The sequence below is a fragment of the Streptomyces sp. NPDC127068 genome, assembly GCF_042724695.1.
Classification (GTDB): domain Bacteria; phylum Actinomycetota; class Actinomycetes; order Streptomycetales; family Streptomycetaceae; genus Streptomyces.
Genome location: NZ_JBHXEN010000015.1, coordinates 132,155 through 147,444 on the forward strand (window position 1 = coordinate 132,155; position 15,290 = coordinate 147,444).

The 15,290-nt window shown below is 72.1% G+C and carries 14 protein-coding genes and 2 tRNA genes; 14 read left to right on the forward strand and 2 right to left on the reverse strand.

Going from position 1 to position 15,290, the window contains the following annotated elements:
• Positions 1–51: 51 nt before the first annotated feature.
• The gene (gene galE, locus ACFWIA_RS12325) at positions 52–1,023 is read left to right on the forward strand and encodes a UDP-glucose 4-epimerase GalE (RefSeq protein WP_387003036.1); all 972 of its coding nucleotides are present in this window, start codon (positions 52–54) and stop codon (positions 1,021–1,023) included.
• 169 nt (positions 1,024–1,192) lie between these two features.
• On the opposite strand, the gene ACFWIA_RS12330 is transcribed toward galE, so the two are convergent.
• Entirely contained in the window at positions 1,193–3,250 is a 2,058-nt protein-coding gene (locus tag ACFWIA_RS12330) for a hypothetical protein (RefSeq protein ID WP_387003038.1), read from the reverse strand.
• Between the two features lie 327 nt (positions 3,251–3,577).
• Here ACFWIA_RS12330 and proB point away from each other — a divergent pair, with 327 nt between their 5' ends.
• The 5 genes from proB (at position 3,578) to ACFWIA_RS12355 (ending at position 8,574) form a co-directional block, all read left to right on the forward strand.
• Positions 3,578–4,705 carry a glutamate 5-kinase gene (gene proB, locus ACFWIA_RS12335; protein ID WP_387003040.1) on the forward strand — a complete coding sequence of 376 codons (1,128 nt, stop codon included), beginning with the start codon at positions 3,578–3,580 and terminating at the stop codon, positions 4,703–4,705.
• A gap of 141 nt (positions 4,706–4,846) precedes the next feature.
• A complete protein-coding gene (locus ACFWIA_RS12340; protein WP_385487530.1) occupies positions 4,847–5,311 on the forward strand; it encodes a hypothetical protein in 465 nt (154 codons plus the stop codon).
• Positions 5,312–5,405: 94 nt separating this feature from the next.
• Positions 5,406–6,710, forward strand: coding sequence for a glutamate-5-semialdehyde dehydrogenase (locus ACFWIA_RS12345; protein ID WP_387003042.1), 1,305 nt, complete (start codon positions 5,406–5,408; stop codon positions 6,708–6,710).
• A 109-nt stretch (positions 6,711–6,819) separates the two neighbouring features.
• Entirely contained in the window at positions 6,820–7,410 is a 591-nt protein-coding gene (locus tag ACFWIA_RS12350) for a hypothetical protein (protein WP_387003044.1), read from the forward strand.
• A gap of 90 nt (positions 7,411–7,500) precedes the next feature.
• The gene (locus ACFWIA_RS12355) at positions 7,501–8,574 is read left to right on the forward strand and encodes a hypothetical protein (protein WP_387003046.1); all 1,074 of its coding nucleotides are present in this window, start codon (positions 7,501–7,503) and stop codon (positions 8,572–8,574) included.
• Positions 8,575–8,578: 4 nt separating this feature from the next.
• Here the strand turns inward: ACFWIA_RS12355 and ACFWIA_RS12360 are convergent, their stop codons facing one another.
• Positions 8,579–9,730 (reverse strand): M48 family metallopeptidase, encoded by a 1,152-nt coding sequence (locus ACFWIA_RS12360; protein WP_387003047.1) that lies wholly within the window; start codon positions 9,728–9,730, stop codon positions 8,579–8,581.
• A 284-nt stretch (positions 9,731–10,014) separates the two neighbouring features.
• On the opposite strand from ACFWIA_RS12360, the gene ACFWIA_RS12365 reads away from it, so the two are divergent.
• The 8 genes from ACFWIA_RS12365 (at position 10,015) to ACFWIA_RS12400 (ending at position 15,254) form a co-directional block, all read left to right on the forward strand.
• Entirely contained in the window at positions 10,015–10,176 is a 162-nt protein-coding gene (locus tag ACFWIA_RS12365) for a hypothetical protein (RefSeq protein ID WP_387003049.1), read from the forward strand.
• Between the two features lie 114 nt (positions 10,177–10,290).
• Positions 10,291–10,917: a nicotinate-nucleotide adenylyltransferase gene (nadD, locus tag ACFWIA_RS12370; protein ID WP_385487542.1), complete on the forward strand. Its 627-nt coding sequence runs from the start codon at positions 10,291–10,293 to the stop codon at positions 10,915–10,917.
• A 16-nt stretch (positions 10,918–10,933) separates the two neighbouring features.
• Positions 10,934–12,880 carry a LytR C-terminal domain-containing protein gene (locus ACFWIA_RS12375; RefSeq protein ID WP_387003051.1) on the forward strand — a complete coding sequence of 649 codons (1,947 nt, stop codon included), beginning with the start codon at positions 10,934–10,936 and terminating at the stop codon, positions 12,878–12,880.
• 147 nt (positions 12,881–13,027) lie between these two features.
• Positions 13,028–13,486, forward strand: coding sequence for a ribosome silencing factor (gene rsfS, locus ACFWIA_RS12380; protein ID WP_387003053.1), 459 nt, complete (start codon positions 13,028–13,030; stop codon positions 13,484–13,486).
• Positions 13,483–14,163 (forward strand): histidine phosphatase family protein, encoded by a 681-nt coding sequence (locus ACFWIA_RS12385; protein ID WP_387003055.1) that lies wholly within the window; start codon positions 13,483–13,485, stop codon positions 14,161–14,163. The genes rsfS and ACFWIA_RS12385 overlap by 4 nt, the downstream gene beginning before the upstream one ends.
• Positions 14,164–14,253: 90 nt before the next feature.
• Positions 14,254–14,326: transfer RNA gene (locus ACFWIA_RS12390), tRNA-Ala, on the forward strand.
• Between the two features lie 497 nt (positions 14,327–14,823).
• The gene (locus ACFWIA_RS12395) at positions 14,824–15,057 is read left to right on the forward strand and encodes a hypothetical protein (protein ID WP_255951692.1); all 234 of its coding nucleotides are present in this window, start codon (positions 14,824–14,826) and stop codon (positions 15,055–15,057) included.
• A 124-nt stretch (positions 15,058–15,181) separates the two neighbouring features.
• Positions 15,182–15,254: transfer RNA gene (locus ACFWIA_RS12400), tRNA-Ala, on the forward strand.
• Positions 15,255–15,290: the final 36 nt, after the last annotated feature.

The following is a 15,290-nucleotide window of genomic DNA, read 5'->3' on the forward strand; positions in this document are numbered from 1 at the left end:
CGGCCGTCGCCGGGTGATTCTGCCTGGGACGGCGTCGACGAAGGGAAGTCCATGAGCTGGCTGGTGACGGGCGGAGCCGGGTACATCGGAGCGCATGTGGTGCGCGCCCTGATCGAGGGCGGCCAGCAGGTCGTCGTCTACGACGACCTGTCCACGGGCAGTCGTGACCGGGTGCCGGACGGGGTGCCGCTGGTGATCGGCAGCGTCCTCGACCGCACGGCCCTCGACGCGGCGCTGCGCGAACACGCGATCACCGGTGTGGTGCACATCGCGGGCAAGAAGCAGGTCGGCGAGTCCGTCGAGAAGCCCGCCTACTACTACCGGGAGAACGTCACCGGGCTCCAGACCCTGCTCGACGCGCTGGGCGACGCCGGCATCGACCGCCTCGTCTTCTCCTCGTCGGCCGCGGTCTACGGCATGCCGGACGTGACGCTCGTCACCGAGGAGACGCCCTGCAAGCCGCTGAGCCCCTACGGGGAGACCAAACTCGTCGGCGAATGGCTGATCAACGCCTCCGCCCGGGCCTACGGACTGCGCGCGGCGTCGCTGCGCTACTTCAACGTCGCCGGTGCCGCCTCACCCGAACTGTCCGACGCGGGGGTCTTCAACCTGATCCCGATGGTCTTCGAACGTCTGGAGGCCGACGAGCCGCCGCGGATCTTCGGTGACGACTACGCCACCGCCGACGGAACCTGCGTCCGCGACTACGTCCACGTCCAGGACATCGCCTCCGCGCACCTGGCGGCGGCCCTCCGGCTGGCGGACGCCGAGCCCGGCACCTCGCTCACCCTGAACATCGGTCGGGGCGAGGGGAGTTCCGTACGGGAGATGGTGGAGCACATCCTCAAGGTCACCGGGCGCGAGGAGCTGCTGCCCGTGGTGACCGCGCGTCGCCCCGGTGATCCGGCGCGGGTCGTCGCCTCGGCGGATCGCATCCGCGAGGAGTTGGGGTGGTCCGCTCGGCACGGGGTGGACGAGATGATCGCTTCCGCGTGGGGTGGGTGGCGGCACAGGCACCCTTAGCGGGTGGCTTCGGGGTCGGGGGTGCTTGCCGTCCCGGTGCGTCGTTCGTCCGGGGGTCGTGGGGGGCTGGTCGCGCAGTTCCCCGCGCCCCTGACGGGGCGCCCTACTGACGGGGCGCCTCACTGACGGGGCGCCCCGTTCGGCTGTTGCCTGGCGGGGCGCCCTGGTGCTACTGGTCGGCGGGGGCCGTCGGTAGGGGTTCTTCGGTGGCTTCCTGGGCGGGGGCCAGGGCCTGGGTGGGGATGGCCCCGACGATCCGGGCCCGGTGGGCGGCCTGTTCGGTCAGCCCCTGCACCGCCGCGTCGAACCGGGCGAGCGAAGGCTGCCCGGCCGGTCCCAGCAGCCGTGTCCGCAGCTCGGCCCGCGCCCCGACCAGCAGGTCGGCCCCGGGGCGGCGCACCGAGTCGAGCAGCCGGGAGACCCCGCTGCCGTCCGGGGTGAGGATCGTGGCCGCGCCGACGGTCGGGAAGGTCTCCCGGAACACGTCCTCGGGCAGCCCGCTGGTGTTGGCGACCGCGTACGGCTTCCCACTGGCCAGATAGTCGCTGACCACGCTCGACACATCGCTGATCAGCAGGTCCGCCTGGTCGAAGCAGCTGTACAGCGCCGGGCGGGAACCCGTCACGATCTGGTGCTCGACCGGCGGCAGCGAGGCCCAGTACCGCTCCTCCCACCGGGCCGTGGCCGCCGCGACCTCCGCCGCCCGGCCCGGTGCCGGGGTGGTCTGGAGCAGCATGCGTTCCATGTCGTCGGCCGCCCGGCGGAACTTCGTGCTGACCATGAGGTCCAGCTCCGCCGTCGCCTGCTCCAGTTCCGCCACCGCCGCGGGCTCCGGCGTCGCCTGCTGCCCGGCCACCGCGGCGCGGATCATCTCCTGGATGCGGGCGTTGGCCGCACCCGCCCGGGCGTCGACCGAACCCGTCATCGGGTGCGGCTTGTACAGCAGCCGGACCCCGGGGTCGGCGAGGAGTTCCCGGACGAGGTTCTCGCCCGCCTCGATCACCGAGGTGTTGCCGGGGTTGCCGTCCCAGCCCTCCCAGGTCGGTGCGTACAGCACGGTCAGCGGACCGCCCGCCGAGTGGCCCGCGTAGGGGCGGATGCCGTCGAGCTGGGGGCGTCCCACCTCCACGATGTCCTTGTCCTCGACGCCCACCTCGGCCTGCGCGTAGCGGTCCCGGGCGGCCGGGCCGGCCACCCACACCTCGTCGTACGCCTTCGAGTACGGGTTGACCGAGGACAGCTTGTCGCTCTCGCCGTGGTTCACGAAGGCGTGCTTGATCGTCGGTATGCGCAGCACCTGCGAGGTCTTGCCCGAGTTCGCGGGGTGCAGCATGACCGGCAGCGTGGAGTGTTCCAGGCGCATCAGATCGGCGACCTTGGGCACGCAGACGATCGGGAGGTCCGTCGCACCGATCTTCTGCACCATGAACCGCTCGCGCAGCACGATCAACGGCCGCCCGTCGAGCCGGGCGAGGGTGTCCAGCCACATGTTGGCCTGGTACGCCGAGGAGGTGCCGCCGGAGAAGTACAGGGCCACGGTCGGCCGGTACTCGGCGAGCCAACCGTCGAACCAGTCGAGCACCTCCTCGCTTTCCGCGGGGCGCCGGGAGGGCAGCAGCCGGGTGAGCAGTTCGACGAGCCCGACCGCCCCGGCCAGGACGGCCAGGCCGACCCCGATGACGGCGGGGGTCGGCGAGTCCACCAGCGCCGTCGCCATCAGCCCCGCGGTCGCCGGGAACCCGAACAGCCGCAACCGGCCGCTCGCCCGGCGGGACAACAGCGCGGGCGCCGCCGTGGTCAGCCGCAGCCCGGAGGTGTCGATGTTGCGGGTGAGCACCGGCAGCGTGCGCGAGCGACGGACCATGAGCGCCGTGGCGTGACAGGCGAAGTGCAGGGCGTAGAAGGTCAACAGCCCGAGGACGAGCGGCAGGTAGGCCGTGCGCTGGTCCTGGCTCTGTTGGTGCGCCAACAGGCCGGCCACCAACAACAGGTCGCGCAGGACCACCCGGACCGTGACGTCGGCCCGGGTACGGGCCAGCGCGGAGGCCATCGGACGGTGCCAGCGGTGCAGTGCGGCTTCGGCCGCGAGTCCGGTGGCGGTCGCTGCGAGCAGCAGCGGTACCGCGGGGAGCAGGGCCCCGATCACCTGACCCGCGAAGGACGCCACCAGGATGGCGGGGAGGACGAGCCTCCCCGCCCGAACGAGAGACGAGGGGACGGAACGCAAGATGTGGGCTCTCCTAGCAGCACGATCCAGATCCATGCACGAGTGGAGTGACGATACGTGCATAGCAGGTGGGCTTGCTGGTTATCGTCAAAAGCAGTTGACCGGATAGCGGGCCTTCTGCCCGCTTTCACGTTACGGAATCGTTTCCTCAGGAACTGACTCGATGGTGAGACCTCCGTGAGACTTCTGTGAAGAGGAAGGCGTGATTTCAGCCATCGGACATGTCGGTCCGTCGGTTGCCGGTCTCACGTAGATTGCGGAGCGGCGCCCGACTCCGGGACGGATCCGGGCGCATCGGGTGACTATCGGGCGACTGAGGGGAAGCGCGTGTCAGGCGTGAGGCAGCGGGTCACGGAAGCACACCGGATCGTCGTCAAGGTCGGTTCGTCCTCGCTGACCACGGCCGCGGGCGGGTTGGACGCCGATCGTGTGGACGCCCTCGTCGACGTGCTCGCCAAGGTGCGCGACGGCGGGTCGAAGGAGATCGTGCTGGTGTCCTCCGGCGCCATCGCCGCCGGACTCGCCCCGCTCGGACTGCACAGACGACCCAAGGACCTGGCCCGGCAACAGGCCGCGGCCAGCGTCGGACAGGGGCTCCTCGTCGCCCGCTACACGGCCTCCTTCGCCCGCTACGGGGTCCGCGTCGGACAGGTGCTGCTCACCACCGACGACACCAGCCGGCGCGCCCACCACCGCAACGCCTCGCGCACCCTGGACGAGCTCCTCGCCATGGGTGCGCTGCCCGTGGTCAACGAGAACGACACCGTCGCCACGGACGAGATCCGGTTCGGCGACAACGACCGGCTGGCCGCCCTCGTCGCCCATCTGGTCCGGGCCGACCTGCTCGTCCTCCTCTCCGACGTCGACGGCCTCTACGACGGCGACCCCAGCCGCCCGGGCACCGCCCGCGTCGCCGAGGTGCGCGGGCCCGCCGACACGGAGGGCATCGAGATCGGCAGCACCGGGCGCGCCGGGGTCGGCACCGGCGGCATGGTCACCAAGGTCGAGGCCGCCCGCATCGCCGCCGCCGCCGGCATCCCGGTGGTCCTCACCTCCGCCGTGCACGCCGCGGACGCCCTCGCCGGACGGGACACCGGCACCCACTTCCACCCCACCGGACGCCGCTCGGCCGACCGGCTGCTGTGGCTCCAGCACGCATCCACCCCCCGGGGCGCGCTCACCCTGGACGACGGGGCGGTCCGGGCCGTGGTCGAAGGCCGGAAGTCGTTGTTGCCGGCGGGGATCGCCGCCGTCGAGGGCGAGTTCACCGCGGGCGACCCCGTCGAACTGCGCGACGCCCGGGGTCGGGCCGTCGCCCGCGGCCTGGTCAACTTCGACGCCAAGGAGATCCCGTTGCTCCTCGGCCGTTCGACCCGTGACCTGGCCCGCGAGCTGGGTCCCGCGTACGAACGCGAGGTCGTCCACCGCGACGACCTGGTGCTGCTCGGCCCCTGAGGCGAGGTCCGTCCGAACGATCGGAATCCACCAGGTGGACGTTCCGTAAAAGTGCCCCATCCGGGTCGATGGGGTGTCAACTTTGTTGCAGGGGACCGTTGCAGGGACCAGTCGGATGACACTTGCGTGTAGGAGGCCGTCGTGAGACGAGTGCGCCAGGGGGCGGCAGCGCGTGCCGGCCTCGGCTCCCCCGCCCTGAAGGCCGTGGGGGAGGACCGCACCCTGACGGGTCCCGTCGGGGACGGCGTCGACGAGAGAGGCCACGCCCCCCGGCTGTGGCACGTGACGCTGAGCGTCTCCGGGGCCGAGGCCCCGTTGGGCGAGGTCAGACGCGGACTCGAACAGCTCGCCCATGACCACCCCTTCCTGCTGACCAGTCGCTACGCGGGCGATCACGCGGAGATCCGGTACTGGGAGGAGGCCCGCGACCTGCACGACGCGGCGGCCGTCGCGCTCCGGCTCTGGGGCGAGCACCGGCGCACCGCACAGCTGCCGGCCTGGGAGATCGTCGGCCTGGAGGTGATCGACCGCGAGACCTACCACCTGCGCGTCGCGGAGGGCTCCGGACCGGCCCCGGCCACCCCCGTGGGGGTGCACCCGTACTGACGTGCCCGCCGCGCCTTCGCCGCGCTCCGAGACGGCCGTCTCGGGGTGTGGGACACGGCCGGACGGCCGACGGACGGCGCACTACGCTGCGGGCATGACGTCGCTCCCGCCGCTCTCCGCGCCCTCCCCCTACGACAACATGTCCGAGGTCGCACGCGCCGCCTACCGCGCCAAGGCCGCCGCCGCGGACCTCGCGCCGCTGCCCCGGGCCACCAAGGACGACGCCCTGCTCGCGATCGCCGACGCGCTGGAGGTCCGCTCCCGCGAGATCGTCGAGGCCAACGCCCTGGACGTCGCCAAGGCGCGCGAGGCGGGCACCAGCGAGTCGATCGTCGACCGGCTCACGCTCACCCCGGAGCGGGTCCGGGCCATCGCCTCCGACGTCCGCGACGTCGTCGCCCTGCCCGACCCCGTCGGCGAGGTGGTCCGCGGCTCCACCCTGCCCAACGGCATCGACCTGCGCCAGGTCCGGGTCCCGCTCGGCGTCGTCGGGATCATCTACGAGGCCCGCCCCAACGTCACCGTCGACGCCGCGGCCCTCTGCCTCAAGTCCGGCAACGCCGTCCTGCTGCGCGGCTCGTCCTCCGCGTACGAGTCGAACACCGCCCTGGTCCGGGTGCTGCGCGACGCGATCGGGGGCGCCGGGCTGCCCGCCGACGCGATCCAGTTGGTCCCCGGGGAGGGCCGGGAGTCCGTCCGGGAGCTGATGCGCGCCCGCGGCCTGGTCGACGTCCTCATCCCGCGCGGCGGCGCCTCGCTGATCCGCACGGTCGTCGAGGAGTCCACCGTCCCGGTCATCGAGACCGGCACCGGCAACTGCCACGTCTACGTCGACGCCCAGGCCGACCTCGACATGGCGGTCGAGATCCTCGTCAACTCCAAGGCGCAGCGCCCCAGCGTCTGCAACGCGGCCGAGACCCTCCTCGTCCACCGGGACATCGCGGACGCGTTCCTGCCGCGCGCCCTCGACGCCCTCGCCGAGGCCGGGGTCACCGTCCACGCCGACCCGCGGGTGGCGGCCCACGCCGCCGGCAGCAAGGCCACCGTCGTGGCGGCCACCGCCGAGGACTGGGACACCGAGTACCTCTCGTACGACATCGCCGCCGCGGTGGTGGACTCCCTCGACAAGGCCGTGGAGCACATCCGGCTCTGGTCGTCCGGACACACCGAGGCCATCGTCACCACCTCGCAAGCGGCGGCCCGCCGGTTCACCCAGCTGGTCGATTCCACGACCGTCGCCGTCAATGCGTCGACCCGGTTCACGGACGGCGGACAGTTCGGCTTCGGCGCCGAGATCGGCATCTCCACCCAGAAGCTGCACGCCCGCGGCCCGATGGGCCTGCCGGAACTCACCAGCACCAAGTACATCGTCACCGGCGACGGTCACGTCCGCGGCTGACGCAGCCGCCCGCCCGTCCCCCGGACGGCCGCCCCGCGCGGCCCCCGTGGTGGCGGGTATCCACCGGAACGGTCTGCCCAAAACGTCCCCCCGGGTCTACGCTGGAGGCGTGCCGGAGGACGTGGGGGGCACGCCGCTCCCGGGCGGCGACGAGCCCGACGACCGCGACCACGGAGGTGCGGACGAGGAGTTCGCCTCCGTGGTGTTCGACGAGGACTTCATCCGGGCCGCACCCGTCCGCGAACCGAGCGCCGTGGAACGGCTCCTCACGGCGGCCGAGGCCCGTGCCGAGGCGGAGGGCCGACCCGCCGGAACCCGGGGCGGGCACCCCGACAACGGCACCGACGACCCGGACGCCTGCGACCTCGACGCCTTCGGCGAGGGCCGCAGCTACGACCCCGACGACCGTTACGCCCGGGACATCCTGGAGGAGTCCTACGGGCGCAGCGACACCTTCATGGGCCACGCCCGCTGGCACCGGCCCATCGCCTGGCTGCTCGCCCTCGCCATGGGCGTGGGCATGGTGGCCCTGGCCTTCGCCGCCGTCTACCGCGGCGCCGCCTCGAACCGCCAGGACCCGGCCCCGCGGCCCAGCTCCACGGAGTTGGGGCAGGGACCGTCGACGCCCCCCTCGGCCCCGCCCGCGACACCCCCCGACGCCATCCGGTCGCCGGCCTCAGCGGTGCCCCGCACCCCCTGACACCGTAAGGTTCCGGCCGCCTGTGGCCTACGGGGAACTTGTCGCACGGCAGCGCGTTTACGGGACCCTGCTCAGACCTACCCTGAAGGTATGGGCGGGCCAGGAAACCCACCGCAGGGGACACCCGAGGGCGCCCCCGGCGGCGATGACGAGTACCGATCCGTCGTCTTCGACGAGTCGTTCATCCGTGCTGCCCGGCTCCAGGAGTTCTCGGCCGAGGAGCGCATCACCGACCACACCCCGGCCGTCCGCCGGGCGCCGCCGCTGCACCGGCGCGGCTCCTCCTGGCAGGCCCTCGTGCTGGTCGTGGTGATCGCCGCGGCCTTCGCCACCGCCGTCTACCTGGGGGTGCGCCAGCCGTACGGCGGTCCCGCCGCACAGCGCACCGGGTCGCTGCGGATGACGGTGATCCCGCTGGTACCGGTCACCGCCGTCCCGGGCGGCCGGTCCACCGACCTGTACGAGCACAGTCCGGCCGCACAGTTCGGGACCGGAGCCGAGGGCATCACCCTTCCGGCCGCACGGCGCACCGCGAACTTCTCCAGTGGCCAGGTCATGACCGCCCTGACCACCGTCAAGGACTACCTCGTGGAGTCCTCCCTCGACCCGGACGTCCTCACCGGCGGTGCCGTGCGGCCGGTGCGCGTCCTGGTCGACCCCGACCAGTTGGGGCAGTTCGACCGGAGCTTCGCCCGGCCGCTGGCCGACGGACTGCACGCGGCCACCGGCTGGCTCGTCCGGTTCGACCCCGCGCGCACGGTGCTCGCGGAACCCCGGGTCCGGGTGCAGGGCACCCTGCGGGCCGTCGAGGTCGACGCGGACACCCTGGAGGTCGTCAGCGACCACACCTTCGTGTACGCGGTCCGGCCCGCTCGGGGCGGGCCGGCCGAGTCCTCGCTCTTCACCGTCCGTCGGCAGCTGTCGTTCCACTTCGACCGGGACGACCTACGGCGTCACCAGGCGGAGTTGGTGACCTCCGCCACGCAGGCCGGGCCGCTGGCCTGCGTGGCGGGCTGGGCGGACCACCTGCAACCGCTGCTCGCGGGCGAGAGCGCCGACCCGGCACCGCCGCGCGGCACCGACCCGTACGCCACGGGCAGTGTCACCAACCTCTGCGGCACCCTGGCCGCGGGGGCGCAACCGAAACTCCCCCGCACCGGCTGAGCCGTCAGCCGCTGGTGCCGGTCCGGCCGGTGGAGCCCGTCTCCCCGTCGTCGTCCCGGGCGGCAGAGGCGGAGGAGGAAGTGTCCTTGCCGGCGCCGAAGCCGCCGAACTTGCTGCGGACCCGCCCGCCGAGGTCACCGGCCCCGCCCGCGATGTCGGTGACCAGCTTCATCAGCGGGTCCTTCGAGTCGCGGACGTCACTCGCGTACGCGGAGGCGGACTGCCGTATGGACTCCGTGACCGAGGTGTCCTTGTCCTCGTCGCGGCGCGGGTAGTGGCCGTCCATGAGGCGCTGGTAGTCCCGGGACTCGGCCCACTTCTTCAGCTCGGCCGCCCGGACGGTCGTGAACGGGTGGCTCCGGGGCAGCACGTTGATGATCTTGAGGACGGAGTCCCGCAGGTCGCCGCCGGCCTCGTACTCCTCGGCCTGCGCGAGGAACGCGTCCACGTTCATCTGGTGGAGGTGGTTGCCGCCCGCGATCTTCATCAGGCCCCGCATCGACGCCTGGAGGTCCTGGCCGACCAGCAGCCCGGCCCGGTCCGCCGACAGCTCGGACTTGCGGAACCACTCCCGCAGCGCCGTCACGATCGCCATGATCGCGACATTGCCCAGGGGGATCCACGCCACCCGCAGCGCCAGGTTCGTCAGGAACAGCAGGACCGTGCGGTACACGGCGTGCCCCGACAGGGCGTGGCCGACCTCGTGGCCGACGACCGCCCGCATCTCCTCCTCGTCCAACAGCTCCACCAGACCGGTGGTCACGACGATGATCGGCTCGTCCAGGCCGATGCACATCGCGTTCGGCTGGGGGTTCTGACTGACGTACATCGCGGGGACCTTCTCCAGGTCCAGGAGGTAACAGGCGTCCCGCAGCATGTCGTTGAGGTGGGAGAACTGGGCGTCGGAGACCCGGACCGAATCCGACAGGAACAACAGCCGCAGGCTCCGCTCCGGCAACAGCGCGCTCAGGGCCTTGAACACCGTGTCGAAGCCGCTGAGCTTGCGCAGCGCCACCAGCGCCGAGCGGTCGGCCGGGTGTTCGTAGGCCCGGGAGGAGATGCCCGGGAACCGCCTGCGCGTGCGCCCGGGGAGATTCCCCTCCGGCGTACGGCCGTTCGGCGGCCTTCCGGTGCCGTTGCTGTTGTCGTCCGTCATGACGCCCCCATGTCTGCGTGGTCATCGATGGAACGCGCGGCCGTCCGCCCGGGTTCCCGGCCGTCCTGCTGCCCTGAGCGCGCCCCCGCAACTCGGCCCACCCTAGGGGTGCGGGTGCTGACGGGTCACCGGGCGCGTGGCGGCGACCTCCGGTGGGGTCCGCCGGAGCGACGCGCACCGGCGTAATCGCGGCCCTCCCGCGACGACGCTTTACGCCACGCTTACGATGGCTTCGGAGGCACCCCGTCTCCAGCCCGTTCCCCCTCCGGATAGGTCCTCCGAAGATGAGTCTGCACAGCACCGCGGCCCCGCTGGTCACCCTGGCTTCGGGCGGCGAGCACCACGGCCCCTACGCGAGCATCAACCCGTACGTGGTCGGTGGCGGAGCGCTCTTCGTCCTGCTCCTGCTGCTCTGGATCACGACCCGTTTCAACCGGGACCGCTGACCCGCCCGCGCTCGCCCCGACCGCCGGCCCGCTGATCCACCGCACGGCCGGACGCCGCCGCTCGACCGGTCCGGCCGTCCGGACCTTCGGTACGGGCCGGTAGGGTCTGCACGCATGGGAGAGCAGGACATGCCTACCGGCCGGACGAACAGCGGCAAGCGCCGTCTCGGTGTGATGGGCGGAACGTTTGACCCGATCCACCACGGGCACCTCGTGGCGGCCAGCGAGGTCGCCGCGCAGTTCCACCTCGACGAGGTCGTGTTCGTACCGACCGGGGAGCCCTGGCAGAAGAGCGACACCCGGGTGTCGCCCGCCGAGGACCGCTATCTGATGACGGTCATCGCCACCGCCGAGAACCCGCAGTTCTCGGTGAGCCGCATCGACATCGACCGCGGCGGCCCCACGTACACCACGGACACCCTGCGCGACCTGCGGGCCCTCAACCCCGACGCGGACCTCTTCTTCATCACCGGCGCCGACGCGCTCGCCCAGATCCTCACCTGGCGGTACACGGAAGAGCTGTTCTCCCTGGCACACTTCATCGGGGTCACCCGTCCCGGACACACCCTCACCGACCCCGGACTCCCCGAGGGCGGCGTCTCCTTCGTGGAGGTCCCCGCCCTCGCCATCTCGTCCACCGACTGCCGTGCGAGGGTCTCGGCGGGCGCCCCCGTCTGGTACTTGGTGCCCGACGGCGTGGTGCGCTACATCGACAAGCGCGACCTGTACCGCGGCGACTGAGCCGGGAGGCACAGCTGTGAACGGCCGAGACGATCGCTACGGCGGACCCGATCACTCCGAGGGGGGCGACGGCTTCGCCAGCTACGAACTCGCCGGCTACGACGAGTACGGCCGCCCCGTCTACCAACAGAGGTCCCAGGACCCCGCCCCGTCCCGCCAGGGCTACGGCGACGGTTACGGCGTCCCGTCCGAGGCCCCGTACGGCACCCCCCAGCCCTTCCGGGGCACGGACGGTTACAACGGGGACGGCCCCGAGCACGCACCGCCCCTAGAACGCTGCGGCACCCCGCAGGGCTACGACACCACCGCCGCGTACGACCCGGCACAGGGGTACGCCACCCCCCAGGGCCAGGTGGACCCCGGCGCCCAGGGCTACGGGTACGACCCGTACGCCGTCCAGCAGCCCGCGTACGACGGGTACGGCACGACCGCCCCGGGCTACGACCAGGTCGGCGTCGACCAGATCGGCTACGGCACCACCGCCCCGTACGCTCCGTACGACTCGTACGCCTCCCCCGACCCGTACGGCCAGCCGCAGGCCGCGGCGCCCGACCAGGGGTACGCCGCCGAGACCGTGGCCCCCGTGCCCGCCCAGGAGCCCCGTCACGCCGCCGACGATCGGGACGGCGGCGGCGACGAGCGGGACGGTCACGACGGCGCCTCCGGGACCGAAGGACAACGGGACTACCGCACCGAGCAGTTCGCCTTCGTCGAGGAACCGGACGGTGACCCCGAGGACGTCATCGACTGGCTCACGTTCACCGAGAACCGCACCGAGCGCCGGGAGGAGGCCAAGCGCCGGGCCCGCGGACGGGTCGTCGCCCTGGGCGTGGTCCTCGCGCTGGTCGTGGTCGGCACCCTCGGCTACCTGGGCTTCGCCGGCAAGCTGCCCGGACTCTCCGGCGACGACGACACGTCCGGCACCGGTGCGGCCGGCGGACCGCAGAGGCGCGACGTGGTCCTCGTCCACCTGCACCACACCAAGAAGGGCGGCACCTCCACCGCGCTGCTGGTGGACAACACCACCACCAAGCAGGGCAGCACCATCCTGCTGCCCAACACGCTGTCCGTCAGCGCGGACGACGGCACCTCCACCACCCTCGCCAAGTCCGTCGACGACGACGGCTCCACCGGCACCCGCGAATCCGTGGACACCCTCCTGGGCACCAGCATCGAGGGCACCTGGCGCATCGACACGCCCTATCTGAGCAACCTGGTGGAACTCGTCGGCAACATCGACATCGACACGGACGCCGACGTCCCCGCGGAGAAGGCCAAGAAGGGGCAGACCCCGTTCGTCAGGAAGGGCGAACAGCAGACCCTCAGCGGCGCCATGGCCGTCGCCTACGCCACCCACCGCGCGCCCAAGGAGGCGCAGGACGCCCAGCTCGCCCGCTTCGGGCAGGTCATGCAGGGCGTCCTGCGCAAGATCTCCTCGGACGCCAAGGCCGCCACGGTCACCGTGGAGTCCCTCGCCCAGATCCTCGACCCGTCCCTGACCGCGCCGGACCTCGGCGCCTTCCTCGCCAAGCTCTCCGACCGGGCCAAGGGCGGCGACCACAAGACCGCCCTGCTCCCCGTCGAGTCCGGGGGCGCGCTGGCCGCCGAGGCCACCACCACGGTGGTCAAGCCCCTGCTCGGCGGCACGGTGAAGGCCCCCGCCGAGGGCGATGCGGTACGGGTCGGCGTCCGGAACGCCAGCGGCACCGGGGACGCCGGCGAGTCCGCCCGGGTCGCCCTGGTCAACGGCGGCTACACCGTCGTCGACGGCGGCAAGGGCGGGAGCACCGCCCCGACCACCCGGGTCGTCTACGGGGACGCCGCCCGCGAGCAGGAGGCCGGCGAGGTCGCCAAGACGCTCGGCCTGCCCGCATCGGCCGTCAAGAAGGGCACCGTCGAGGGCAACGCCGTGATCGAGGTGGTCCTCGGGCAGGACTACGAGCCCCGGGCCCCGCAGGGCTGACGCACCGCCGTGCCGGGTCCGGACCCGGCACGGCGGCCCCGAAGGGCGGGTCCGTCAACCGTCAGTGACGGACGGTAATCGTTTGATTAACGGTCCGCCGTCCGTGAGACGCTTGAGGGGTACCGACCATCGAACGAAAGCCGCGCAGTGACCGCAACTGACCGTGCCCTTGAGCTGACCTCCGCCGCCGCGCAGGCGGCGGCCGACAAGCTCGCCCACGACATCATCGCCTACGACGTCAGCGACGTCCTGGCGATCACGGACACCTTCCTGCTCGCCTCCGCTCCGAACGACCGCCAGGTCAAGTCGATCGTCGACGCGATCGAGGAGCGGCTCGCCAAGGAACTGGGCGCCAAGCCCGTCCGCCGCGAGGGCGACCGCGAGGCCCGCTGGGTCCTCCTCGACTACGTGGACATCGTCGTCCACGTGCAGCACCGGGAGGACCGCGTCTTCTACGCCCTGGAACGGCTGTGGAAGGACTGCCCCGAGATCGAACTCCCCGCCGACGCGCAGGCGACCAAGGGCAAGGCCGCCGAGTACGCGCAGCGCCAGCAGGCCGCCGACGAGGCGGGCGAGCTGCGCGAGCTGGGTGGGGAACTGCGATGAGCGCCTCCAGCCGGACGGACCTCAAGCCCTTCTCCGAGTCCGGGAACACCCGCCGGATCATCCTGTGGAGGCACGGTCAGACCGCGTGGAACCTGGAACGCCGCTTCCAGGGCACCACGGACATCGGACTGACCGAGACGGGCGTGCTCCAGGCGCGCCGCGCCGCCCGGCTGCTGGCCTCGCTCGACCCCGACGCGATCATCGCCTCGGACCTGAAGCGCGCCGCCACCACGGCCACCGAGCTGGCGGACCTCACGGGTCTGAAGGTCACGCGCGACGAGAACCTGCGCGAGACCTACGCGGGCGTCTGGCAGGGGCTCACGCACGACGAGATCATCGAGCAGCACGGCGACGAGTACGCGGCGTGGAAGCGCGGCGAGCCCGTCCGCAGGGGCGGCGGGGAACTGGAGAGCGAGGTCGCCGACCGGGCCGCGCCCGTCGTCCTCGACCACGCCGAGAAGCTCCCCGAGGGCGGCACCCTGGTCGTGGTCAGCCACGGCGGCACCATCCGCACCACCATCGGGCGCCTCCTCGGCCTCGACGCCCACCACTGGGAGAGCCTCGGCGGCCTGTCCAACTGCTGCTGGTCGGTGCTCGGCCGCGGCGCGCGGGGCTGGCGCCTGCTGGAGCACAACGCGGGCACCCTGCCCGAGCCGGTGCTGGGCGACGACGACTGACCGCTCGGGCGACCGGCTGCGGATTTCACTTTCCGGCCGCCCGCAGGCTAAAGTTCTTCTTGTTCAGCCCGCCGGGCGGGAAGAACGCGCGGGGCTATAGCTCAGTTGGTAGAGCGCCTGCATGGCATGCAGGAGGTCAGGAGTTCAATTCTCCTTAGCTCCACAGGAACGGGATCGGCCCCACCGCGGAAACGCGGAGGGGCCGATCCCGTTTGTCGTCGCCGGACCCGCCGGGCGCGGGCGTGCGCCGGGAAACGGCACGAACCCCGTTGAGGCGACGGGCGGTTCGGAGCGTATGTACCCGTGGGTGCGCTTGCGTGCCCTTCCGTGCGCCGTCCGGGCTGTGCGGAGCGGCGTGCCGTGTCCGGACCGGTACGCATGCGTCGCTGACCACGGCGGTCGGTCCGTGGCAGAATCAAGCGGCCGGATGGGGACGCGGCCCGACGGGAGGGAGAAGCGATGCCTTCGAGCATCCGCGAGGGGGGCGACCGCCCTCTCGCCCTGGGGATGCCACCCGGGCGCGGAGCGCTTCCGGAACCCTCGACCGGGACCCGTCCCGACTGCCCGCCCCCCGGTGTCGCCCCCCTCGCCCGGACGTCCGGCGACCACCTCGGGAGCTCCTTCGTGCGCGCGGCCCGCAGCCGCTCCCGGAGCTGATCGATGGGCGCGCACAGGCGCAAGTGTGATTGGTGCGGTGGCGGCACGCCGATCGTCCGTGACATGGAGCCGGTCAACCCGGACTACCAGTACTGGTGCGAGGAGTGCGCGCGGGCGCTGATCATCAAGGGCGACCCGATCGAGACGTACCGGGAACTGGAGGGCGAGCCGATCTACGGCCGTCTGCTGGACGAGCACTGCACCCTGAAGCGCTTCTACTCCTTCGCCACGGCCTGAGCCGGTCCGCCCGGCTCCGGCCGTCCCTTGCCTGATCAGGGCGGTCGGAAACCGATTTGGTGAACCGGCTCGGGGGGCGTTAATGTTGGCGTCGCCGCCGGGGAGAACCCGAGGCACACGGCACGGGGCTATAGCTCAGTTGGTAGAGCGCCTGCATGGCATGCAGGAGGTCAGGAGTTCAATTCTCCTTAGCTCCACAAGAAGTTGAAGCGGAAGGTCCCGCCCGTCACGAA

Bases quoted from the DNA above. Each gene is read 5' to 3' on its own strand.
- nadD (WP_385487542.1), top strand. From the start codon at position 10,291: ATGGGAGAGCAGGACATGCCTACCGGCCGGACGAACAGCGGCAAGCGC.
- ACFWIA_RS12385 (WP_387003055.1), top strand. From the start codon at position 13,483: ATGAGCGCCTCCAGCCGGACGGACCTCAAGCCCTTCTCCGAGTCCGGG.
- ACFWIA_RS12365 (WP_387003049.1), top strand. From the start codon at position 10,015: ATGAGTCTGCACAGCACCGCGGCCCCGCTGGTCACCCTGGCTTCGGGC.
- ACFWIA_RS12355 (WP_387003046.1), top strand. From the start codon at position 7,501: ATGGGCGGGCCAGGAAACCCACCGCAGGGGACACCCGAGGGCGCCCCC.
- ACFWIA_RS12395 (WP_255951692.1), top strand. From the start codon at position 14,824: ATGGGCGCGCACAGGCGCAAGTGTGATTGGTGCGGTGGCGGCACGCCG.
- ACFWIA_RS12360 (WP_387003047.1), bottom strand. From the start codon at position 9,730: ATGACGGACGACAACAGCAACGGCACCGGAAGGCCGCCGAACGGCCGT.
- ACFWIA_RS12345 (WP_387003042.1), top strand. From the start codon at position 5,406: ATGACGTCGCTCCCGCCGCTCTCCGCGCCCTCCCCCTACGACAACATG.
- galE (WP_387003036.1), top strand. From the start codon at position 52: ATGAGCTGGCTGGTGACGGGCGGAGCCGGGTACATCGGAGCGCATGTG.